The organism is Actinoplanes flavus (assembly GCF_017592555.1).
Classification (GTDB): Bacteria; Actinomycetota; Actinomycetes; order Mycobacteriales; family Micromonosporaceae; genus Actinoplanes; species Actinoplanes flavus.
Map to the genome: position 1 here is coordinate 1 of NZ_JAGFNS010000037.1, position 23,048 is coordinate 23,048.

Sequence of the window (23,048 nt, forward strand, 5' to 3'; positions counted from 1 at the left end):
GGCCGCCGGGGCGGCCGGGGCTACTTGGTCAGGCGAGTGCTGCTCAAGGTTTGCGGGGCGTCGGAGACGGCGCGGAGGAAGGCGGGATCGATCGGGGGGATCTTGACGGCCTTGTCCTTCTTCGACGGGGCCAGGGTGTAGGTCGCGGTCGCTCCGGCGGGCAGTGTTTCCGGGCCGGTCTGGATCTTCCAGAAGTCGGCGATCGTCACCCCGGTCACCACCGAGAAGTGCGGGGTCACCGGGGAGGAGGAGCGGTTCGTCACGTCGACCGTGAGCGTGTTCAGGGTTTCGCCGGCTGCGACCGGTGTCTGCACCTGGAAGGTCAGCGGCTGCGGCGTGGCCGCGGCGATCACGAAACACGCCGTGGCGGGCAGGAACAGGGCGGCCGTCACGGCGGCGCGGGCACGTACCGAGGACGGGAGGCGAAGTTGGAAGGCGTCGGCGAAGTCGGCACGCGACGTGGTGACCAGGGCGACCAGCCACAGCGGCATGGTGAGCAGCCAGTACCCGTCCTGGGAGCGGGTCGACACCATGAAGATCATCCACGGGAGCACGGCGATCGCCGGGCCGATTCTGCGCAGGAACAGCGCGAACGTGACCAGCAGCGCCGCCAGCAACAGCTGGGTGGCGCGGCCGTAGAAGTCCAGGGCGCCGCTGCCGCCGACGACGTAGTGGGTGATGCCCATCAGGCCCTGACCGTGCGGGACGGCATGCTGCAGCAGCGGCTCGAACACGCCGGTCAGCCACGCGTGCGGCGTCTTGATCGCGAACGGCAGGCTGGACAGGGCGAACACCGCGAGCGCTGTCCCCCCGTACCGCAGAAGCAGCAGGAAGGTGCCGCGCAGCCGCAGCGTGGGCAGCCGCAGCATGACCAGGCCGACCACCAGGAACAGCGCGAGGAACCAACCCAGCTGGTGAATCGAACAGGCCGCGCCGAGGGCCGCGGCGCGGCCGAGGCCGAACCGGCCGAGACGCCCGTCGCGGCCGATCGACGGCCAGCTCCACAGGGCGAGGCACAGGAACGGCAGGGCGATCACCGACGGGTAGGCGTTGTCCGCGTACGCCGTGAACGTGCCCAGGCCGAGCACCCCGAGCGTGGCGAGCGGCCGCAGCGGGCGCGGCGCCACCAGGAAGATGAACAGCACCGTCGCCAGCAGTGCCAGCCACGCGACCAGCACGATGCCGACCAGGTTCGGGAAGATCCTCTGCACCGCGGCGCCGATCTCGACACCCAGGGGTGGGTAGCCGAAGTCGAAGACCGTCCGCCCGTCCATCAGCTGCGTCGGCAGGCCGGGCTCGATGCCCTTCCACGTCGCCGTGTAGGGGTTACGGCCGTCGGCCAGCCCGCGGGCCGCCGCGTCCATCAGCATGCCCTCGTCGACCGTCAGCTTCTTCAGCCCGGCGACACCGCCCCACGCGCCGACCGCCTTGATCGTGATCGCGGTGACCAGGACGCCGATGTCGAGCCGGGCCAGCGTCCGCCGGTGCGCCGCACACAGCGTGATCACCGCGAACACCAGCATCGCCAGATAGCAGCCGGTGATCAACAGCGCCAGCCACGGGCGGGTCAGGGCGTGTGCGTTCCAGAACGAGCGGGTGTTGACCACCAGACCCATCACCGCGGCGAGGCTCAACCCCCGGTGCAACCACAGCACCAGATCAGGCCCGGCCGGAGAACTCACCCGCTCCAACCGCGCCGTGACCGCCTCGCCCCACGAGGGCTCCTTCACGTCCTGAATCACCGGCGCATCGTACAAGCAAGTGGGGCGGAAGCCGCCCGGGGCGGCCGCCCGGTGGGCAGCGGGATGAGCCGCTCCCGGCGGGGCGACGAGGGCGGCACAGCGATGGCGGGCCGCCCAGACTGGACAACCCACCATCGCGGAGTGATCAAAATCGCGACGCGACCACGAACGCCACCAGGCCGGACAACCGTCAGGGCTTGAGCGCGGTCGCGTACGCCGCCGAGCCGATCAGCTCGAGCGACACCTGCAACCGCTCCAGGCTGATGTTCTTGGCGATGGTGTCCTCCGGGCTGTGGTAGGGCGGTTCGAGCAGCGCCGGCGACGCCTCGCCGCGCCAGGAGAAGTTGGCCGCCGCGATGCCGACCTCCTGGAACGACTGGTGGTCGCTGGACCCGCGCAGGGTGACCGGGGAGATCCGCGGGTCGTAACCGAGCCGCACGGCGGCCGCCGCGACCTCGTCGGTGGCCCGGTTGGCGAGCCCGGTGAAGGAGAGCAGCCAGTACCGGGTGGCCGGGTCCCAGCTGGTGGCGACCATGTCGTTCTGGTAGACGCAGACGATCCGGTCGCGTTCCTCCTGCGGCAGCTGGGCCACGTAGTAGCGGGAGCCGATCAGGCCCTGCTCCTCGGAGCCCCACAGCGCGAACCGCAGTGACGCCTCGGTGCGCAGTCCGCGCAGCGCCCGCGCCAGTTCCAGGTTGAGGACGGTGCCCGAGCCGTCGTCGTTGGCGCCCGGCGACCCGATCACCGAGTCGTAGTGGGCGCTGACCATGACCACCTTGCCGGTGCTGGTCCGGCGGCTGTCGGCGATCACGTTGTGCGAGGTGAGCCCGCGGTGCGCGGTGGTCTTGACGGTCAGTTTGAGGCGCCCGGCGGCGAGCAGTTCGCGGAGCCGGTGTTTCTGTGCCTGGGCGACGCCGACGACCGGGATCGGCGCCGGGTTCTCCGCGAGGCCGGGCAGCTGGGGGCTGAACGCGGACGCGCGGCGCGGTTCGACCAGGTCGACGGGGAGGAAGATGACGGCCGCGGCGCCCTGGGCGACGGCGGTGGCGACCTGGGTCTCGCGGTCGGCGAGCACGTAGTCGACCAGCACGATCTTGCCGGTGACGTCGGCCGGGTAGTCGGCGGCGGTGCCGGCTTTCACGTCCACGACCTCGCCGCGGACCCGGGTGTCGAGGGCGGCCTGCGGGGAGGCGCCGGCCTGCCAGATGAGGTCTTTCGGCAGGCCGCGGGGCGAGTCGAGCTGGGCGAGGAACTTGTCGGCCACCGGGAACGGCTGCAACGTCACGTGGTAGCCGAGGAGGTCGAGCACCCCGGCGATGTAGTCGGCCGCGATCTTCTCGGAGCGGGTGCCGCCGATGCGCGGGCCGATGCCGAGGGACAGCACCTTGAGGTGCTGGAGCGCGCGTTCGGCGGAGACGCGCTTCGCCACCTGGTGGTCGCCACCGGTCAGCGTGGGCGGGCGGACCGCTCCCGGGCGCTGGTCGGTGACCGCCCAGGCCGGGGCCGGCAGCGCGACGGTGGCCGCGCCGCCCATGGCGATGGTGAGCATCCGGCGGCGGCTCAGTGAGGTCTTTGGTGTGTCCAAGGCTCCCCCTCGTGGCGGGGGACCGGCGCTCCGGTCGGAAGGCCGGTCCACATTAGGGGGAACACTATGATCTATATAGCTGAGTTTCAATGACGTGTCGGTTCTGCCCCGTCATCGGAACGTACGTGGCCATCGCCCGGCATGCGGCAAGATCCCCAGGTTGATCAACCTTTCGTGCGGTCCAATCCATTGACAGTGTTCGATTGCAGCGCTTACCGTCAGCCGAGGAAAGCGCTTACCCGCAGCTTGCGGCCCGGACCACCGACCGGACCGCGAGTCACCGCCGCCTACCCCCGGGCGGCGCCGCCATCCGTCCCCCAACGGAGGAACCCCCATGTCCCCGTCACGCCGTACCGTCCTGTCCGCACTGTCCGCCGGCGTTCTGGCCACGGGCGGCCTCGCCGTCATCGGCCCGGCCGCCCCCGCCTGGGCCGCCGAGTCCAGCCCCGTCGGCTACGCCAGCATGAACGGCGGCACCTCCGGCGGCTCGTCGTCGACCGTGGTCACCGTGACCACCGCGGCCGCCCTCAAGTCGGCGCTCAGTTCCAGCACCTCGCAGACCGTCCGGGTCTCCGGGCTGATCACCATCTCCGGCATGTACAGCGTCGCCTCGAACAAGACGATCCTGGGAGTGGGTTCCAGCTCCGGCATCACCGGCGGCGGCCTCAACCTCTCCAGCGTCCGCAACGTGATCATCCGCAACCTGGTGTTCCGCAACGCCAGCGACGACTCGATCAACGTGCAGGAGGGCACCACCAACGTCTGGATCGACCACAACGACCTGGCCAGCGGCTACGACGGCCTGATCGACATCAAGCGCGGCTCGGACTTCATCACGGTCTCCTGGAACCGGCTGCACAACCACGACAAGTCGATGCTGCTCGGGCACAGTGACGACAACGCCTCCCAGGACACCGGGAAGCTGCGGGTCACCTACAAGCACAACTGGTTCGAGGGCACCGGCCAGCGGCACCCGCGGGTCCGCTTCGCCAACCCGGTGCACGTGCTGAACAACTACTACAGCAACATCGGCTCCTACGGCGTCGCCTCCACCGAGAACGCGGGCGTCTACGTCGAACGCAACTACTTCGAGAACGTCGCCACCCCCACGGTCACCCAGACCGGCGACTCCGACCCCGGCAACCTGAAGGTGCTCAACAACTACAAGGTCAACTCCGGCACCGAGCAGGTCCGCAACGGCGCCAGCGTCGCGGCGATCCCCTACTCGTACACCCCGCAGGCCAACAACACGGTCAAGGCCACCGTCGTGGCCGGCGCGGGCACCGGCAAGATCTGACGAACGGCAACCCCGATGGCGCTCACCCTCAGCGGGTGGGCGCCATCTCTGCCTGCTTTCCATTCAGGTACGCCTACGTGAACCGTTTCCAGCAGACCCGCGAGCCGGTGCCACTCCAGCCGGCGGCGCGCCCGCCGGGCTTTGCGATGTGGTCCGGCATGCGGCCGCCCCCGCGCCTGCTTTACGACTGTCCGCTCCACTTCATACCTGTCCACTTCATACCTGTCCGTTTCATACCTGTCCGCTTCATACCTGTCCGCGCGGCTACGCGCTCGTCCGCACCGTTGCTCGCCCGTTGGCGCCCGTTTCGCAGTCGTTGGCGCAGTTTCGTGCCCGTTGGCGCCCGTTTCGCGCCTGGGGGCAGGCGGCTGCCGGGGCACGGCCGGCGGACAGGGGGTCCGGCTGGCACAGCGTTCGGTGAACCCGATTCGCCGCCACGGCGTAGCCGGAGGAAAGGGCCGGTCGCGGAAGGGGACTCCATTGAAGGCGCTCGCGAGTCCGCAATCCCTCTGGCGCGTCCTGATCATCCTGGTCGCGGTGGCCGGCCTGTACGGCGACCAGCACCGCGTCATGGAGTTCACCACCCAGAGCGCGGTCCTCGTGATCGGCTACTACGCAGTGGCCCTCCATCTGATGGCCCGCCGCGAAACGACCGAGGCGCCCGCCCCTCGCCTGCGTACCGCGGTCCTGTCCTGGATCCTCCTGGACGCCGCGATGCTCCAGATCCTCACCGGCGGCTACAACCCGCTGCCGGGGTTGGCCCGCATCGAGGCCCCTGGCGACTACCTCGGCACCGCCACCACCGCACTGATCGCGAACTGGTCGTTCTTCCTGCTGCACTACGTCCTGCCGCTGATGGTCCTGATCGACTGGCTGGCGTTCCGTCCCTACGGCGCCACCCGCTGGCGCGATCTGCCGATCTGGCTGCTCTATCCCCTCGGCTATTCCACCGTCGCGGTCGCCCGCAGCGCCCTGGTGCCGCTGGCCGATTACAGCGCCCCGTATCGCTATCTCGACCTGGACCGCGGCTTCCCGGCGGTGGGTTCCTGGATCCTCACGCTGAGCCTCGCCTACCTGGCCGGAAGCGCGATGCTCATCGCCGTCGACCACTCCCGCGCTCCCCGGATCCCATCCTCGTGGCCGCCCGAAACCGCCCCGACCGGCACCGGCCCCGAAGACACCTGGCACCTCGCCGACAACCCCGACGATCCATGGAGCCCCTCCGAGGATCCACCGACACCAGTCCCAGGACAGGTCATCCCAGGACAGGGCATCCCAGGACAGGGCATCCCAGGGTCTGGCCGTCCAGGAGCAGGCATCCCAGGACCGAGCCGTCCGAGAGGAGGCAGTCCAGGATCGGGCACCCCGGGAGCGGGCACCCCGAGAACGGACAGAGGCACCCCGAGACCGGACAGGTCAGGAACGGGCATCCCAGGAGCGGGCATCCCAGGAACGGACAGGTCAGGAGCGGGCATCCCGGGAGCGGGCACCCCCAGAACGGACAGGTCAGGAACGGGCATCCCGGGAACGGGCATCCCGGGAGCAGGCATCCCGGGAGCAGGCATCCCGGGAGCAGGCATCCCGGGAGCAGGCATCCCGGGAGCGGGCAGTCTAGGTTCCGGAAACTCAGGAATACACGGTCCGCGGATGCCGGCAGCTGATCCGCGCGAGCCTGCCACTGCGACGCGCGGCCCGGATTCGACGACGACCAGGTCCCACCGATCCGGCCGGCGAACCTCCGATGACCGGAACCGGCGCGAACAGGCTGCCGGGGCACCCCCTTCCGGCTGGCCGACCGCCTCCGCGGATCCCAGCCCCGCCCGGGAATCCGCGGAGGCCACCGGCTGGCAGTACACCCCCGCCGAACCCACCGTCCCCTGGCTGGGCACGCCCACATCGTCACCCGCCGATCGGCGGCAGGCCCGAGGAGAACCCAGCGCTGACCGGCAGCACGCCCGAGGAGAATCCATCATCGATCAGCGGCGGACCGAAGTAGAGCCCACCGCTGATCGGCGGCAGGCCAAGACAGAACCCACCGCTGATCGGTCGCAAGCCCTAGGGGAACCCACCCCTGGACGACGACAGGCCGCAGGGGAACCCACCGCCGACGGGCGGCAAGCCGCAGGGGAACCCACCGCCGACCGGCGATGGGCCAAGACAGATCCCAACGCTGATCGGTGGCAAACCCCAGTCGAAACCAGCCCTGTTCGGCGACAGGCCCAGGAGGAACCCACCCCTGATCGGTGGCAAACCCCAGTCGAAACCAGCGCTGGTCGGCGACAGGCCGCGGGGGAACCCACCGCCGATCGGCGCGGCGTTCCCGCTGGGCCCGGCCCCGCATGGGCCGCGCCTCCGAGTGGCGCCGGCTCGGCTCGGCCGACCGAGCCGGTGGAGGCCCGGCGCAGCGCCCGACCGCCGTCCGGCACGCGCCGGCCGGAAGACCGTGCGGGCGACCCGCACGACCGGCTCCGCGGCCATGCGGAAGACGACAGCTCCTGGCTCCGCGGCCATGCGGAACACGACCACCCCCGACCCCACGGCCATGCGGAACACGACCACCCCCGACCCCACGGCCATGCGGAACACGACCACCCCCGACCCCACGGCCATGCGGAACACGACCACCCCCGACCCCACGGCCATGCGGAAGACGACGACCCCCGGTCCCGCGGCCGCACGGGACACGGCAGCGCCTGGTCTCAGGGGCGCCTGGGTGAGGACGGGCCCTGGCCCAACGTGCCGCGAAAGGTGGACGGGTCCGCCGGTGGGGCCGGGACTCGGGAGCCCTCGGAGGAGATCGAGGGTGATGGGAAGCCGCCCCGGCGGGTGTGAGTGTCCCTTTCCACGCCCGCCGGTGGCCCTCAGCCACCGCATCAGCCCGGTGGTCGCGCTGCGGCCTGGAGTGGGCAGGTGGTCGCGGGGAGCCGCGGTTCGGGGATGATGCGGTTGCGGGGCCCGGTCCCGTACCGGAGAACGGTGTTGGTCTTTGGTTGTTATCTTTCCGTTACCGCTGGTGGAGAACCCGGATGGGTGGGCGCGCATCGCACCTGATGTCAGCGTGCGACGGGAACGGGATCGGGGAGCGAGATGCGCAGGATGGGGCTGGCCGGGGCGATGGTGGCCGCGGTTGTCGTGACGGGTGGCTGTGGGCAGGGTGTGGAACGGCTCGACGGGGCCGCCGCTCCGGACGGCGCCGGAACCACGTCGCCTTCGGTAGCGAATTCGCCGTCTCCGGCGGTGTCGTCGGCTTCACCGACGCCGTCGCGGACGTCGGCGGCGCCGCTGGCGCTGGGGCCGCGCGGGCTCGGGAAGCTGCGACTGGGCATGACCGTGAAGGAGGCGCAGGCGACCGGGATGATCACCAACTACCACGTCGAGGATTATCTGCACCGGTGCGGCGTCGCGAAACTCGAGGACGGCGACGGCAAGGGCGGTGTCTATTTCACGCCGAACGAGCTGGGACTGTCCATCATCTACACCTACGGCAGCGTCGGCACGCCGGAGGGGATCCGGCTGGGGAGCACACACGAGGCGGTGACGAAGGCGTACCCGGACTTCGTGTTCGATCTCGGTGAGGGTGAGACCGAAGGCAACGGGAACGCCGACGTGCCCGGCAACAGCAAGGCCTTCTACGCCATCACCATCAAGGACGACAAGGTCGGCTCGCTGGGGTTGGTCGCCAAGGGCGACCTGTGCCAGGGCGATTAGCGGCGCAGCATGTCGCACGCGGCGTCGAGGACCGACTCGCGTAGTTCGGTGGGTGGGGCCTCGGGCAGGACGACGGTGCAGTCGCCGAGGCCGCCGATCGCCATCTGGACGCGGACCACGTCGGCGAGGGGCGCGTCCGGTCCGGCCAGCATGGTGACCATGCGGCGGCGCCAGTCGCCGACGGCGGACGCCAGGTCGACCATCGCCAGGATGCTCGGATCGCGCATGATCATCGCGGTGACGTCGCGGTTGCGGTAGGCCACGTCGAAGTAGGCGCCCAGCAGTTCCCGGGCGTCGGCGCCGGGGCCGAACCGGGCCAGCGCCTCCTCCACCTCGTCGATGAACGGCTGGACCAGGCTGCGGACCAGCTCGTCGCGGGACGCGAAGTGGTAGTAGAGGGCCGGTTTGGTGATGCCCACCCGTTCGGCGATCTCCCGCAGGCTGACCTGGTGCACGCCCTTGGCCGCGATCAGCTCGAGGGCGGCGGCGCGGATCCGGTCGGCGGTCTCCGTGGTTCGGGCGCGTGGCACGTGCCGAAGTCTACTTACCGGACGGTAAACGTTGACTCCCGGTGGTTTACTTACCGATAGGTCAACAAACGATCCGGGGAGGTCGCCGTGCACGCACTGATCTCCGGCGCCAGCGTCGCCGGGCCTGTTCTCGCCTACTGGCTGCGCCGGCACGGGTGGCGGGTCACCGTCGTCGAGAGGGCCGCCGACGCGCGGGCCGGGGACGGCGGGCACGCGGTCGACCTGTTCGGGCCGGCCGTCGACGTGATCGAGCGGATGGGGCTGCTCGACCGGGTGCGCGAGGCTCGCACCCGCAACGACACCATCACCCTGTTCCGGGAGGGGCGTGCGCCGATCACCCTGGCCACCGCCGACCTGGCCACCGGGATCCCGGGACGGCACATCGAGATCATGCGCGGCCCCCTCGCCGGGCTGCTGCACGAGGTCACCCGCGACGACGTCGACTACCGGTTCGGGACGGTGATCGAGCGGCTGGACGGCGCCACCGCGGTGCTGTCCAGCGGGGACACCGTCGACGCCGACCTGGTGGTGGGCGCGGACGGGCTGCACTCCGGGGTGCGTGCGCTGGCCTTCGGGCCGGAGGAGCGGTACCGCCGGTTCCTCGGCGCCTACCTGGCCGTCTACACGCTGCCCGACGTGCTCGGGACCGGGCCGACGGTGGCGGCGTTCACCGCGCCGGGGCTGGCCGCCACCGTCTACCCGACGCTCACCCCGGGACTGTCGCGGGCGCTGTTCCTCGTGCGTTCCCAGCAGGAGCTCCGGGGCGACGGGAAGGAGATCCTGCGCGGCCTCGCCGGGGATCGGCTGGGACCGCGGGTGGCCGCGGTGCTGGAGCATCTCGGCGCGGCCGGGGACTTCTACTTCGACGACATCTCGCAGATCCGGATGGACTCCTGGTCACGCGGCCCGGTCACGCTGGTCGGCGACGCGGGGTACGGCCCCGGCCCGGCCGTGGGCGGCGGCACCAGCCTGGCGGCGGCCGCGGCCTACGTGCTCGCCGCCGAACTGGCCACCGGCCCGGTCGACGACGCGCTGCGGCGGTACGAGGCGGCGCTGGCCGGCCCGGTGCGGCACAGCCGGCGGATCGGCCCGTCCGTCCTCGGCGCGATCGTGCCCCGCAACCGGGCGCAGGTGTGGCTGACCGCGCAGGCCACCCGTCTGCTGCCCCGGCTGCCGAGGCCGGCGCGGCGGTGGCTCACCTCGTTCGGCGGCGGGCCGGCGGCGATGCTCGACGGGCTCGTCCTGCCTCCGGCGGGCGCCACCCGTTCGTAGGACCAGCCCTCCGCCGCCACGCTCCGGAGCGGGAGAAACGCACAGCGTCGCTCGTTAGGGGTGTTGACCCCATGTGCACGTCCGTCAATTCTGTGCGGCGGCACGGCAGGTCGACACGGGAGCGGGGCGAGGCATGAGCCGGGGCGGGCACACGATCCGCGGTCGCATCGTCCGGATGCTGGCTTTTCCGGTCGCGGCGATGCTGCTGTTGCTCAGCGTCGTGGTGGTGGAGGAGCTCGGCAACTACCGGCTGGCGGCGCGGACGGACCGGGCGATCACCCTGGATCTGGCCGTCCAGGCGCTGTCCCAGGAGGTGCAGAACGAGCGCGGCGTGACGCTCGGGCTGCTCGCCGGCAACGAGGGCTTCCGCGCCGAGATCGTGGCGGCACGGCAGCGGGTCGACGCCCAGGTCAGCTCGGTCCGGCAGCTGATCGCCGACGACGGCGACCTGGACGGCCAGGTGACCGAGGCCCTCGAACAGGCGACCGCGCTGACCGCGGTCCGCGAGGAGGTGGACGGCGGCGGCGCCGAACGGGGCGAGATCTTCGAGGAGTACAACGAGGTCCTCGACGAGCTCCGCGAGGTCTACTTCGCGCTGGACAACTCCTCGGACGCCACCATGCGGCTCGGCTCCGAGTCGCTGGCCATGCTCAACCTGGCCAAGGAGGCGAGCGCGCAGCAGCGGGCCTACCTCAACGGGGTGTTCTCGGCCGGCGGGTTCGAGGACGGCGAGTACCTCCGGTACGTGCAGCTGCGCGCCGACCTGGACGCCGCCCTCGCCGAGTTCGACGAGTACGCCACCCCGGAGGCGCTGGCCGCCAAGGACCGGCTGTTCAACACGGCGCAGGCCCAGCGGGCCGCCCAGCTGGAGGCGCGGGCGCTGCGCTCCGGCGACGGGCAGACCCTGCGGGTCGACGCGCAGGGCTACTGGGCCGCCATGGCCACCGTCCTCGACGACATGTCGAAGCTGGCGCAGACCATCGGCGACGCGCTGCGGGCCCGCGCCGCGGTGCTCCTCGACGAGGCCAACCTGCGGTTGGCCGGGCTCGCCGCGGTGGTTCTGGTCTGCGTCGGGATCGCCGTCTATCTGGGTACGATCGCCGCGCTCTCGGTCTCCAGCCCGCTCGCCGAACTCGCCGACGAGGCCAACCTGCTGGCCGGCGAGCGGCTGCCGGAGGCGGTGCGCCGGACCGCGTCCGGGGAGTCGACCGGGCCGCCCGGGCCGGTGCGGGTCGCCGACCGGGCCAGCGCCGAGATGCGCCGGGTGGCGGACGCGTTCGACCGGGTGCAGGCGACGGCGTACGCGCTCGCCACCGAGCAGGCCGAACTGCGCCGGGCCTCCGCCGACTCGCTGGCCAACCTGGGCCGGCGCAACCAGAACCTGCTGCGCCGCCAGCTCGGCTTCATCACCAAGCTGGAACGGGAGGAGTCCAGCCCGGCCGGCCTGGCCAACCTGTTCGAGCTGGACCACCTGGCCACCCGCATGCGCCGCAACGCGGAGAGCCTGCTCGTGCTGGTCGGCGCGGCCAGCCCCCGGCAGTGGTCGCGGCCGCTGCCGCTGACCGACGTGATCCGGGCCGCGGTGTCCGAGGTGGAGGAGTACCGGCGGGTGTCGCTGCGCCGCCTGGACGAGGCGCTGGTGGCCGGGTCGGTGGCCAGCGGCCTGGCGCACATGCTCGCCGAGCTGATCGAGAACGGCCTGTCGTTCTCGCCGCCGGACCTGGACGTGGAGATCCACGGCCGGCTGGTCGACGACGGCTACCTGATCGCCATCTGCGACCAGGGCGTCGGGATGAGCGTGGAGGAGCTGGAGCGGGCCAACCGGCGGCTGCGCGGTGAGGGCGACTTCCTCACCGCGCCGGCCCGGTTCCTCGGTCACTACGTGGTCGGCCGGCTGGCCGCCGAGATGGGCATCGAGGTCCAGCTGGCCCGGTCGGCGGTGACCGGGGTGACCGCCCGGGTGTCACTGCCGGTGAGCCTGCTGGGCGGCGCCGCGGCCCTCGACGAGCCGGCGCCGGTCAGCCCGGCCGCGGCCCTGCCCGCACCCGCGCCGGTGGCCGACACCGGCGAACCACCGGTCGACTGGCCCTCCCTGCAACCGCCGGAGCCGGGGCCGCTCGCCGTCGAGGTCGACTACGTGGTCCTGGAGTCGCGGCCGATGGTGCCCGCGCCCCGGCGGCCCGCCCACGCCGACGGCGGGCACACCGTCAACGGTCTGCGACGTCGTACCCCGAGGGCACAGCGATCCCGCACCGAGCCGGCGCCGGCCGTGCGGCCGGAACCGTCCGCTCCGGTCCCGGACTCGCCGGAGGCGGTCCGGAGCCGCCTGACCGCCCTGCGCGCGGGCATCCAGCGCGGTGCCGGCCGGGACCGGCACCGGAATCAGTGAGGAGCTTTGCCAATGAGCGTCGAGGCGACGGCTGACCGGCACCAGTGCAACTGGCTGCTCGGCAACTTCGTCCATCAGACCGACGGGGTACGCGACGCGGTGGCCGTGTCCTCGGACGGCCTGCTGATCGCCAGCTCGGAGGGGCTGAGCCGGGCCGAGGCCGACCAGTTGGGCGCCATCGTGTCCAGCATGGCCAGCCTGGCCCGCAGCGCCTCCCGCCGGTACGACTTCGAGGGACTGAAACTGATCATGATCGAGATGCACCGGGGCTTCCTGGTGATCTCGGTGATCCCGGGCGGCAGCTGCCTGGGCGTGGTGGCCGGCGGGGACAGCGACCTGGGCCTGGTCGGTTACGAGATCTCCCTGCTTGCGGACCGCTTCGGCGACCTGCTGACCCCGGCCCTGATCGCCGAATCGCGGCAGCACCTCCCGCGATGAGCGAGCTTGCGAGCGAATCATCGGGCGCAGTCTCGTCCTCATGGCGACGCCGGAGCGAAGCGGAGGTGGCGCCTTGAGCGAGGATCCGGTCGTTCGGCCTTTCATGCTCACCAACGGGCGCACCCAGCCGCTGCACGACGGGCTGCGGATCGAGACCCAGCTGTACGCCGAGCCGGCCGCCCTGTCCGCGCCGCTGCGGTTCGAGGCCCGCCGGATCGTCGAGCTGTGCCAGCGGCCACGGTCGATCGCCGACCTGTCGTCCGCGCTCGGCGCCCCGATGGGCGTGGTCCGGGTGATCGTCGCCGACCTGCTCACCCAGGGGCTGGTCCGGGCCGGCGAGATGCCCGGCGAGCTGACCACCGCGTTGATCGAGAGGATCAGGGATCGTGTTCGGGCGCTCTAACCCGATGGCGCCGTCGTCACCGATGGCCGTCAAGATCGTCATCAGTGGCGGGTTCGGGGTCGGCAAGACGACCTTCGTGAGCGCCATCTCGGAGATCGAGCCGCTGGTCACCGAGGCGGAGATGACCGAGCGGTCGATCGGGGTGGACGACACCTCGGCGGTCGCCGCGAAGACCACCACCACCGTGGCGCTGGACTTCGGCCGGATCACCCTGGACGACGCGCTGCTGCTCTACCTGTTCGGCACGCCGGGGCAGGACCGGTTCGCGTTCCTCTGGGACGACCTGGTGACCGGTGCGCTCGGCGCCATCGTGCTGGTCGACACCCGCCGGATCGAGGACTGCTTTCCGGCGATCGACTACTTCGAGGAGCACGACATCCCGTTCATCATCGGGGTCAACGCGTTCGACGGGGCGCGCCGTTTCGAGCTGCCCGAGGTCCGCGACGCGCTCGGCCTCGCGGAGACCATGCCGCTGCTGGAGTGCGACGCCCGGCAACGGGATTCGGTGAAGGCGGTGCTGGTCGCGCTCACCGAACGGGTGCTGGCCCGCCGTCTGGACCGGCTGGCGGGATGAGGACGCCGTCGCGTTCGGCGTACTCGGCGCCGGTCTCCGGGCACAGCCAGACGCCGTCGCCCTTGGCGGTCAGCGGGTGCCCGGCCCGGCCCACCCAGCCGACCCGGCGCGCCGGCACGCCGACGACCAAGGCGAAGTCGGGAACGTCCGCCGTGACCACCGCGCCGGCCGCGACCAGCGCCCACCGGCCGACGGTGACCGGGGCCACGCAGACCGCCCGCGCGCCGATCGAGGCGCCCTCACCGATCGTCACGCCGACCGCGGTCCAGTCGTCGCCGGTCTTGAGCCGGCCGTCCGGGGTGACGGCGCGCGGGTACTCGTCGTTGGTGAGCACCGCGGCCGGGCCGACGAACACGCCGTCGCCGAGCCGGGCCGGTTCGTAGACCAGGGCGTGGTTCTGGAGCTTGCAGTTGTCGCCGAGGACCACGCCGGGACCCACGTACGCCCCCCGGCCGACGGTGCAGTTCCGCCCGATCGTGGCGCCCTCACGGATCTGCGCGAGATGCCAGACGCGGGTGCCGGCGCCGATCACGGCCCGCTCGTCCACATCGGCTGTCGGTGCGACGGTCATCGTGAACCTTCCTCGTCATCGATCCGGCACAGGGTAGACGCCGGAGCCCGCCCGCGATGTCGGCCAGCCGACATCGACGGTCCAAAATGGCCATTGAGGGGTCCCCCGATCGGCCGAAGGGTTCGCCTTGACCCCGGCTCCGCCGTAAATCCGTCAGTGATCTGGCGTCCGGCCACAAGGGATCGATAGCTTTCCCGACGGACCGCGTCCGCCACTTCGACGAACGGATTCCTGTGACCTCTCACGCGCCCGACGAGCCCATCGGCGTGGCCGTCATCGGGGCCGGCTACTGGGGCCCCAACCTCGTCCGCAACTTCCAGGGCAGCCCCGCCTTCCATCTGCGGTGGCTCTGCGACCTCGACGTCGACCGGGCCCGGAAGGTGCTCGGTGGCTACTCCACCGTCGGCGTCTCGGCCGACCTCGACGAGGTTCTCGCCGACCCGGACGTGCACGCCGTCGCCGTCGCCACCCCGGCCGGCACCCACCTCCCGGTCGCCCTGGCCGCGCTGCGCGCCGGCAAGCACGTGCTGGTGGAGAAGCCACTCGCGGCCACCTACGAGGAGGGCCGGCGGCTGGTCGACGAGGCCGACCGGCGCGGGCTCACCCTGATGTGCGACCACACCTACTGCTACACCCCGGCCGTGTTGCACATCCGCGACCTGCTGGCCGCCGGCGAGCTGGGCGAGCTGCACTTCCTCGACTCGGTGCGGATCAACCTGGGCCTGGTGCAGCGCGACATCGACGTGGTGTGGGACCTGGCGCCGCACGACCTGTCGATCCTCGACTTCGTGCTGCCGCCCGCGGTCCGGCCGATCGCGGTGGCGGCGCACGGCGCGGACGGGATCGGCGCCGGGCGGGCCTGCGTGGCGTACCTGACGTTGCAGCTCAGCAACGGGGCGATCGCGCACATCCACGTCAACTGGCTGTCCCCGGTGAAGGTGCGCACCGCGATCTTCGGCGGGTCCAAGCGGACCCTGGTGTGGGACGACCTGAACCCCAGCCAGCGTCTGTCGATCTACGACCGCGGGGTGGACGTGGCGTCCCCCGAGGAGCTCGGCGACGAGCAGCGGCGCGACATCCTCGTGTCGTACCGGTCCGGCGACATGGTCGCGCCCGCGCTCACCGAGCGGGAGGCGCTGCGCACCATGGTCGAGGAGTACGCGCGGGCCATCACCACCGGCACTCCGGCACTGACCGACGGCCGCTCCGGGCTGCGGGTGCTGGAGCTGCTCCAGGCCGCCTCCCGCAGCCTGGCCGAGGGCGGAACGATGATCAAGCTGAACGAAGGGCACACGGCGTGACTGGGGTACCGATCGAGGGCGCGCGTGCTCTCGTGACCGGCGGGGCGGGCACCATCGGCTCGCACGTCGTCGACGAGCTGGTGCGCGGGGGCGCGTCGGAGATCGTCGTTCTCGACAACTTCGTACGGGGCCGGCGCGACAATCTCGCCGGGGCGCTCGCATCCGGAAACGTCCGGGTGGTCGAGGGCGACATCCGGGACAACGCGCTGGTGCGGTCGCTCACCGACGGCCAGGATCTCGTCTTCCACCTGGCCGCGATCCGGATCACCCAGTGCGCCGAGGAGCCCCGGCTCGCCAACGAGGTGCTGGTCGACGGCACCTTCAACGTCATCGAGGCGGCCGCCGACGCGGGCGTCAAGAAGGTGGTCGCGTCGTCGTCGGCGTCGGTCTACGGCCTCGCCGAGCAGTTCCCGACCACCGAGCGGCACCACCCGTACAACAACGACACCTTCTACGGGGCGGCGAAGGCGTTCAACGAGGCCACGCTGCGCAGCTTCAAGGCCATGAAGGACCTGGACTACGTGGCGCTGCGCTACTTCAACGTGTACGGGCCGCGGATGGACATCCACGGCCTCTACACCGAGGTGCTGATCCGCTGGATGGAGCGGATCGAGGCCGGCACTCCCCCGCTGATCCTCGGCGACGGGCTGGCCACCATGGACTTCGTGCACGTCGCCGACATCGCCCGCGCCAACATCCTGGCCGCCCGCGCGGACGTCACCGACGAGGTGTTCAACATCGCCAGCAACGAGGAGACCAGCCTCAAGGAGCTGGCCGCCGCGCTCAGCGCCGTCATGAAGTCGGACCTGGCGCCGGAGCACGGGCCGGCCCGCGCGGTCAACGGCGTCACCCGCCGCCTGGCCGACATCTCCCGCGCCGAGCAGCGGCTGGGCTGGAAGCCGCGACTCACCCTCACCGAGGGCCTCCAGGGCCTGGTCGACTGGTGGCGGTCGTCCCAGTGATCCCGGTGATGATCCCCGACCTCGGGGAGGAGGAGGCGCGGGCCGCCGCCGAGGCGGTCCGCTCCGGCTGGGTCGCGCAGGGGCCCCGGGTCGCCCGGTTCGAGCGGGAGTTCGCGGCCGCGGTCGGCGCCGGTCACGGTGTGGCGGTGTCGTCCTGCACGACCGGCCTGCACCTCGCGCTGGTGCTGCTCGACATCAAGCCCGGCGACGAGGTGATCGTGCCGTCGCTGTCGTTCATCGCGACCGCCAACGCGGTCCGCTACGTGGGCGCCACCCCGGTCTTCGCCGACGTCGACCTGGCCACCGGGAACCTCACGGTGGACACGGTCGGCGCGGTGCGCACGCCGCGGACCCGGGCGATCATCGCGGTGCACCAGGGCGGCGTGCCGTTCGACACCGTCGCGCTGCGCAAGGCCGCGGACGACTGGGGGGTCGGCCTGGTGGAGGACGCCGCGTGCGCGGCCGGATCCACCGCCTACGGCGCCCCGGCCGGCACCGGCGCGAAGGTGGCGGCCTGGTCGTTCCACCCGCGCAAGCTCATCACCACCGGTGAGGGCGGCATGGTCACGGTCGACGACGCGGACGCGGCGGCCCGCCTGCGACGGCTGCGTGAGCACGGCATGAACGTGTCCGCCGCCGACCGGCACGCGTCGAAGCAGCCGGTGCTGGAGGCGTATCTGGAGACCGCCTACAACTACCGGATGACCGACATCCAGGCCGCGGTCGGCCTGGTGCAGCTCGGCAAGCTGGCGGCACTGGTCGCGCAGCGGCGGCGGCTCGCCGCCCGCTATCAGACCCTCCTGGCGGACATAGCCGGGCTCATCCCGGTGACGGATCCGTCCTACGGGCAGACGAACTACCAGTCGTTCTGGGTGCTGCTCACCCCGGCCTACAAACGGGCGCGCGACGAGGTGCTCGCCGAGCTCGCGGCCCGGGGCGTGTCGGCGCGCCGGGGCATCATGGCGGCGCACCTGGAGCCGGCCTACGCGGACGTGACACCGGGCCCGCTCCCGGTGACCGAGCGGATCACCCGGCAGTCGCTGATCCTGCCGCTGCACCACAAGCTCACCGAAGCGGACCAGGACCACATCGCCGGGGTGCTGCGCGAGCTGGCCGCCCGGTGAGGGACCTGGTCATCGTCGGAGCCGGTGGCTTCGCCCGGGAGACGGCCGCGGCCGCCACCGGCTGGCGGGTCCTCGGTTTCGTCGACGACGATCCGGCGCTGCACGGGACCCAGCGCTCCGGGTTGCCGATCCTCGGGCCGGTCGACAGTGTGCTCGGGATGGACGCCGCCGTGGTGGTGTGCGTGGGCAATCCACGCGCCTACACCGCCCGGCGGCGCATCGTCGAGCGCCTCGCCCTGCCCCCGCGGCGGTACGCGACCGTCGTACACCCCTCGGTGTCGATCGGCGCCGGCAGCACCGTCGGCGAGGGCACCGTGCTGCTGGCCGGCGCCGTGCTGACCGCCGACGTCACCGTGGGCGCCCACGTGGCGGTCATGCCGCAGGCCGTGCTCACCCATGACGACCTGGTGGCCCCGTACGTCACGATCGCGTCCGGGGTGCGGCTGGGCGGCGGGGTGGTGCTGTCCGAGGGCGCCTACGTCGGGGCCGGCGCGCTGCTGCGTGAGGGCGTGACCGTCGGCGCCTGGTCGCTGGTCGGGATGGGTTCGGTCGTGCTCGGCGACGTGCCCCCGGCCGAGGTCTGGGCCGGCAGCCCGGCCCGCTTTCTCCGCAAGTCGTCCGTCCCGGAAAGGCAGAGTTCATGACCCGCATCCCGCTCGTCGACCTGGCCGCCGCGCACGCGGAGGTGGCCGAGGAGGTCGAGGCCGGATTCAAGCGCATCATCGCCGACACGGCGTTCATCGGCGGGGCCGAGGTGGCCGCGTTCGAGCGGGAGTACGCCGCGTTCTCCGGGCTGCCGCACTGCGTCGGCGTGGCCAACGGCACCGACGCGCTGGAGCTGGCGTTCAAGGCGGTCGGTGTCGGGCCCGGCACCGAGGTGATCCTGCCGGCCAACACGTTCATCGCCACCGCCGAGGCGGTCGCCCGGGCCGGCGCCGACATCGTGCTGGTGGACTGCGATCCGCGTACCTATCTGATCGACGTCGAGGCCGCGCTCGCCGCGATCACGCCGCGGACCCGCGCCATCGCGCCGGTCCACCTGTACGGCCAGCTCGCCCCGGTCGAGCGGCTCCGCGCCGGGATCGGCGGCCGGGACATCGCCGTCGTCGAGGACGCCGCCCAGTCGCAGGGCGCCACCCGGCACGGGCGCGGCTCCGGTGTGGACGGCATCGCGGCGACCAGCTTCTACCCCGGCAAGAACCTCGGCGCCTACGGTGACGCGGGCGCCGTCACCACCGCCTCCGACGAGTGGGCCACCACGGTCCGCACCCTCGGCAGCCACGGTGGCCTGCGCAAGTACCACCACGACCTGGTCGGCGTGAACAGCCGCCTCGACGGTCTCCAGGCGGTCGTGCTGCGCGCGAAGCTGGCCCGGCTGGCCTCCTGGAACGAGCGGCGCCGGGCCGCGGCCGCCCGCTACGACGAACTGCTCGCCGGGCTCGGCGAGGTGACCCGGCCGGTCGTTCTGGACGGCAACGTGCACGTGTGGCACATCTACTGTGTCCGGGTGCCGAACCGCGACGAGGTCCTCACGCGACTGAACGCGGCCGGGGTCGGCGCCGCCATCCACTACCCGATCCCGGTGCACCGGACCGGCGCGTTCGCGTCGCTCGGCGGCTCGTTCCCGAACGCCGAGCGGGTGGCCCCGGAGATCCTGTCCCTGCCGATCTACCCGCAGATCACCCCGGACCAGCAGGCCCGCGTGGCCGAGGCCCTGGCCGGGGCGCTGCGCCCCTGAGGAAAGCGCACCGTGTATGTGACGATCCGCGACCGCCCGGCCGACGGGGCCGGCGCCACCGCCGGGAAGGTCTCCGCGACCGTGCTGCTGCTGGGCACGGTCAGCCTGCTCACCGACGTCTCCTCCGAGATGGTGGCGTCGGTTCTGCCGCTGTACCTGACGGCGGCGGTCGGGTTGAACCCGGTGGCGTTCGGCTTCCTGGACGGGATGTACCAGGGGGTCAGCGCGTTCCTGCGGATCGCCGGCGGCTACGCCGGTGACCGTGGCGGGCAGCCCAAGTGGGTGGCGGTCGTGGGATACGGCGCCTCCGCGATCAGCCGGATCGCCATGCTCGCGGCCACCGGATTCGCCGCGATCACCGCGGTGGTCACCGCCGACCGTCTCGGCAAGGGCCTGCGGACCGCGCCCCGGGACGCGCTGATCGCCGAGGCGTCCGATCCGGCGATGCTGGGCCGCGCCTTCGGGGTGCACCGGGCACTGGACACGGTCGGCGCGGCGCTCGGGCCGCTTGTCGCGTTCGCGCTGCTGTGGAGCGTGCCCGGCAGCTACGACTCGATCTTCGTGGTGTCGTTCGCGTTCGCGGTCGTCGGACTCGCGGTGCTGGTGCTGTTCGTCCCGAACCTGCGGACCGCGGGCGCGACGGCCCGGATCGGGCTGCGGAACGCCGTACGCGAGATCGGCCGCCGTGGGCTGCGCGGGCCGCTGCTCGCCGCCGGGATGCTGGGCCTGCTGACCGTCGGCGACGGATTCCTCTACCTGACGTTGCAGGACCGCGACGACTTCGCGGCCGTGTGGTTCCCGCTGCTGTACGTGGGGACCAACGTCGCGTACCTGGCGCTGGCCGTGCCGCTGGGCCGCCTCGCCGACCGGGTGGGCCGGGCCCGGGTCCTGGTCGCCGGGCACGTCGCGCTCGTCGTCTGCTATTTGCTCGGCGCGTTTCCGTCCGGCGGGATCGGGTCGACCGTGACCGTCCTGCTGCTGCTCGGCGTCTTCTACGCGGCCACCGACGGGGTGCTGCCGGCGCTGATCAGCCGTCTCGCGCCGGCTCGGGCCCGGGGCAGCGCGATCGCCGCCGCGCAGACCGTGGTGGCGCTGGCCCGGTTCGCGTCGTCGCTGTTGTTCGGCCTGCTCTGGAGCGTCGGCGGCCCGGCGTCGTCGCTGCTGCTGTTCGCCGCGCTGCTGACCGCGGCCATCCCGGTGGCGGCGTGGATGCTGCGCGGCGCCGAGGTGGCCCGATGAGCGCACGCGTGCGGGCCGCCGTCCTCGCGGCGGTCCTGATCATGGCCTTGACCGGGGCGGCGGGCTATGTGTGGAAGGTCCGGGCGGACCAGGCCGCGTCCCTGGCCGCGGCTCCCGCGGTCGCGCGGGGCGGCGATCTCGCGACCGTACGAGCGGCGCCCCACCTGGTGTTCCGCAGCACCGCGCTGGGCCGGGAGTACGGCCGGGTCGCCGTGGTCCCGCTGAGCGACCCCGGCGGCGCACGCACGTTCACCCCGGCCACCTGCGAACGGGTCCACGCCACGGCGGTGGACGCGATCTGCCTGTCCGCCGACCGTGGTCTCGTCACCACGTACCAGGCTCGCCTGCTCGGCACGGACTGGGCGCCCGTCCGGGACCTGCCGCTGACCGGGATCCCCAGCCGGGCCCGGCTGTCCCGGGACGGGGCTCTCGCGGCCACGACGACGTTCGTGTTCGGCGACTCCTACGCCAACCCGGGGCAGTTCTCCACGCGGACCGTCGTCACCCGTACCGGGGGTGAGGTGATCGGCGACCTGGAGAAGTTCCGGCTGGTCGTCGACGGCCGCACGATCACCGCGGCGGACCGCAACCTCTGGGGTGTCACGTTCGCCGGCGGCGACACGTTCTACGCCACCGCCGCTTCGGGTGGGAAGACCTGGCTGGTGCGGGGCAGCCTGTCCGCGCGTACCGTCACGGCCCTGCGCGGCGACGTGGAGTGCCCGTCGCTGTCGCCGGACGGCACCCGGATCGCCTTCAAGAAGCACGGCGACCTGCCGGCCGGCCGGTGGCGGCTGGCCGTCCACGATCTGCGTACCGGGGCCGAGACCCTGCTCGCCGAAACGCGCAGCGTCGACGACCAGGTGGAATGGCTCGACGACGGCACGATCGTCTACGGGCTGCCGCGACAGGCCTCCGGCACCGCCTCCAGCGACGTGTGGAAGGTCCCGGCCGACGGCGCCGGCGCACCCGAACTGTTGATCAGGGACGCCTGGTCTCCCGCGGTCGTCCGCACCGCCCTCGCAGAAGGGAACCACCCGTGACCGACACCGGTACCGAGGGACGCGTCCGCGGCTGGCGCGGCCGGGCGGTGATCGCCGTCCTGGGCGTGGCCGTGCTGGCCGCCGCCGGGTACGTGGCGATCCAGTACCGCGACACCGACGGCGGCGGCCCACTGGTCGCCGGCTCACCGAACGCGCCCGCCGACGGCGCGCCGGCCACGGCGGTCACCCCGTCCGCGCCGGCGGGCTCGCTGCCGCCGTCGTTGTCGGCCTCGGCCGCCACCGCCAGCGCGAGCGCGTCCGGACCGGCGTCGCCGTCGCCGTCGAAGACGACGGCGGCCAAACCGTCGACCGGCGGATTCCCGGGCGCCCACAACACCGGTGTCCCGGCCGGCACCAACCTGACGAGGTACTCCGGCCCGTGCACGGTCACGGCGAACCGAACCGTGGTCACCGGCAAGATCATCAACTGCGACCCGTTCCTGATCAACGCCCGCGACGTCGTGATCCGCAAGAGCCTGATCAAGGGCACCCTGACCACGACCGAGGGCACCGGCTTCTCCTTCACCCTCGAGGACTCCGAGGTCGCCGCCGGCATGTGGCAGGGCCCGGCCGTGCTCAGCACCAACATGACGATCCGCCGCTCCGACATCCACGGCGGGCAGACGTCGGTCAGCTGCTACGCCAACTGCGACATCCGCGACTCGTGGCTGCACGGCCAGTTGCTCAAGGACGGCACCGACTGGCATCTGGGTGGCTTCCTGGCCAACGACACCAACGGCAACGGCCGCAGCAACGTGACCCTGATCCACAACACGATCGTCTGCGACGCCGCCAGCAACAGCGCGGGCGGCGGCTGCTCCGGCAACGTCAACCTCTTCCCCGACTTCGGCCCGGTCTCCGGCATCGTCATCAGGAACAACTTCCTCGGCGCCAGCGAGCACGTGTCGTACTGCCTCTACGGCGGCTCCGAGGAGAACAAGCAGTACAACGACGGCGTACGGGACATCGTCGTCGAGAACAACGTGTTCGAACGCGGCTCCAACCGCAAATGCGGCGGCTACGGTCCGGTCACCAGCTTCGACACCAAGCTGCCCGGCAACCGCTGGACCGGCAACATCTGGTCCGACGGCAAGCCCGTTCCGCCGGCGAACTGATCCCCACGTCGATAGTGAGG

At 72.0% G+C, this 23,048-nt stretch carries 20 protein-coding genes; 16 read left to right on the forward strand and 4 right to left on the reverse strand.

Features of this window, described 5'->3' with window-relative positions:
• Positions 1 to 20: 20 nt before the first annotated feature.
• Complete coding sequence (locus J5X75_RS37890) at positions 21 to 1,742, reverse strand: hypothetical protein (RefSeq protein ID WP_208472535.1); 1,722 nt, start codon at positions 1,740 to 1,742, stop codon at positions 21 to 23.
• Positions 1,743 to 1,932: 190 nt separating this feature from the next.
• Complete coding sequence (locus J5X75_RS37895) at positions 1,933 to 3,327, reverse strand: M28 family peptidase (protein WP_238490674.1); 1,395 nt, start codon at positions 3,325 to 3,327, stop codon at positions 1,933 to 1,935.
• Between the two features lie 334 nt (positions 3,328 to 3,661).
• Between J5X75_RS37895 and J5X75_RS37900 the strand changes: the two genes are divergently transcribed.
• From J5X75_RS37900 to J5X75_RS37910, 3 genes are all read left to right on the forward strand, one after another.
• Positions 3,662 to 4,624, forward strand: a complete 963-nt coding sequence (locus tag J5X75_RS37900) for a pectate lyase family protein (protein ID WP_208472536.1) — start codon at positions 3,662 to 3,664, stop codon at positions 4,622 to 4,624.
• A gap of 714 nt (positions 4,625 to 5,338) precedes the next feature.
• Positions 5,339 to 7,456 (forward strand): Pr6Pr family membrane protein, encoded by a 2,118-nt coding sequence (locus J5X75_RS46495; RefSeq protein WP_372451016.1) that lies wholly within the window; start codon positions 5,339 to 5,341, stop codon positions 7,454 to 7,456.
• A gap of 255 nt (positions 7,457 to 7,711) precedes the next feature.
• A complete protein-coding gene (locus J5X75_RS37910) occupies positions 7,712 to 8,332 on the forward strand; it encodes a hypothetical protein (protein ID WP_208472538.1) in 621 nt (206 codons plus the stop codon).
• Here J5X75_RS37910 and J5X75_RS37915 read toward each other — a convergent pair.
• Positions 8,329 to 8,862, reverse strand: a complete 534-nt coding sequence (locus J5X75_RS37915) for a TetR/AcrR family transcriptional regulator (RefSeq protein WP_208472539.1) — start codon at positions 8,860 to 8,862, stop codon at positions 8,329 to 8,331. The genes J5X75_RS37910 and J5X75_RS37915 overlap by 4 nt on opposite strands.
• Before the next feature lie 87 nt (positions 8,863 to 8,949).
• On the opposite strand from J5X75_RS37915, the gene J5X75_RS37920 reads away from it, so the two are divergent.
• The 5 genes from J5X75_RS37920 to J5X75_RS37940 all read left to right on the forward strand — a co-directional run bounded on the left by J5X75_RS37920 (position 8,950) and on the right by J5X75_RS37940 (position 13,938).
• A complete protein-coding gene (locus tag J5X75_RS37920) occupies positions 8,950 to 10,134 on the forward strand; it encodes an FAD-dependent monooxygenase (RefSeq protein WP_208472540.1) in 1,185 nt (394 codons plus the stop codon).
• Between the two features lie 175 nt (positions 10,135 to 10,309).
• On the forward strand, positions 10,310 to 12,523 hold the full coding sequence (locus J5X75_RS37925; RefSeq protein WP_238490675.1) for a sensor histidine kinase: 2,214 nt from the start codon (positions 10,310 to 10,312) through the stop codon (positions 12,521 to 12,523).
• Positions 12,524 to 12,535: 12 nt separating this feature from the next.
• Entirely contained in the window at positions 12,536 to 12,961 is a 426-nt protein-coding gene (locus J5X75_RS37930; RefSeq protein WP_183218178.1) for a roadblock/LC7 domain-containing protein, read from the forward strand.
• Between the two features lie 73 nt (positions 12,962 to 13,034).
• On the forward strand, positions 13,035 to 13,364 hold the full coding sequence (locus J5X75_RS37935; protein WP_238490676.1) for a DUF742 domain-containing protein: 330 nt from the start codon (positions 13,035 to 13,037) through the stop codon (positions 13,362 to 13,364).
• A 4-nt stretch (positions 13,365 to 13,368) separates the two neighbouring features.
• Positions 13,369 to 13,938, forward strand: a complete 570-nt coding sequence (locus J5X75_RS37940; protein WP_208472593.1) for a GTP-binding protein — start codon at positions 13,369 to 13,371, stop codon at positions 13,936 to 13,938.
• Here the strand turns inward: J5X75_RS37940 and J5X75_RS37945 are convergent.
• The gene (locus J5X75_RS37945) at positions 13,892 to 14,509 is read right to left on the reverse strand and encodes an acyltransferase (RefSeq protein ID WP_208472543.1); all 618 of its coding nucleotides are present in this window, start codon (positions 14,507 to 14,509) and stop codon (positions 13,892 to 13,894) included. The two genes, J5X75_RS37940 and J5X75_RS37945, sit on opposite strands and share 47 nt — an antisense overlap.
• 233 nt (positions 14,510 to 14,742) lie before the next feature.
• On the opposite strand from J5X75_RS37945, the gene J5X75_RS46260 reads away from it, so the two are divergent.
• Genes J5X75_RS46260 through J5X75_RS37985 form a run of 8 tightly spaced genes read left to right on the forward strand, consistent with a single transcriptional unit; the run spans position 14,743 to position 23,028 of the window.
• On the forward strand, positions 14,743 to 15,810 hold the full coding sequence (locus tag J5X75_RS46260; protein ID WP_208472544.1) for a Gfo/Idh/MocA family protein: 1,068 nt from the start codon (positions 14,743 to 14,745) through the stop codon (positions 15,808 to 15,810).
• Positions 15,807 to 16,772 (forward strand): NAD-dependent epimerase/dehydratase family protein, encoded by a 966-nt coding sequence (locus J5X75_RS37955; protein ID WP_208472545.1) that lies wholly within the window; start codon positions 15,807 to 15,809, stop codon positions 16,770 to 16,772. The genes J5X75_RS46260 and J5X75_RS37955 overlap by 4 nt, the downstream gene beginning before the upstream one ends.
• Entirely contained in the window at positions 16,754 to 17,896 is a 1,143-nt protein-coding gene (locus J5X75_RS37960; RefSeq protein ID WP_307798524.1) for a DegT/DnrJ/EryC1/StrS family aminotransferase, read from the forward strand. Before J5X75_RS37955 ends, J5X75_RS37960 begins: the two co-directional genes overlap by 19 nt.
• Positions 17,893 to 18,540 (forward strand): acetyltransferase, encoded by a 648-nt coding sequence (locus tag J5X75_RS37965; RefSeq protein WP_208472546.1) that lies wholly within the window; start codon positions 17,893 to 17,895, stop codon positions 18,538 to 18,540. The genes J5X75_RS37960 and J5X75_RS37965 overlap by 4 nt, the downstream gene beginning before the upstream one ends.
• A complete protein-coding gene (locus tag J5X75_RS37970; RefSeq protein WP_208472547.1) occupies positions 18,537 to 19,634 on the forward strand; it encodes a DegT/DnrJ/EryC1/StrS family aminotransferase in 1,098 nt (365 codons plus the stop codon). The genes J5X75_RS37965 and J5X75_RS37970 overlap by 4 nt, the downstream gene beginning before the upstream one ends.
• Positions 19,635 to 19,646: 12 nt before the next feature.
• A complete protein-coding gene (locus tag J5X75_RS37975) occupies positions 19,647 to 20,873 on the forward strand; it encodes an MFS transporter (protein WP_208472548.1) in 1,227 nt (408 codons plus the stop codon).
• On the forward strand, positions 20,870 to 21,913 hold the full coding sequence (locus tag J5X75_RS37980; protein ID WP_208472549.1) for a TolB family protein: 1,044 nt from the start codon (positions 20,870 to 20,872) through the stop codon (positions 21,911 to 21,913). Before J5X75_RS37975 ends, J5X75_RS37980 begins: the two co-directional genes overlap by 4 nt.
• Positions 21,910 to 23,028, forward strand: a complete 1,119-nt coding sequence (locus tag J5X75_RS37985; protein WP_208472550.1) for a hypothetical protein — start codon at positions 21,910 to 21,912, stop codon at positions 23,026 to 23,028. The genes J5X75_RS37980 and J5X75_RS37985 overlap by 4 nt, the downstream gene beginning before the upstream one ends.
• Positions 23,029 to 23,048 lie beyond the last annotated feature (20 nt).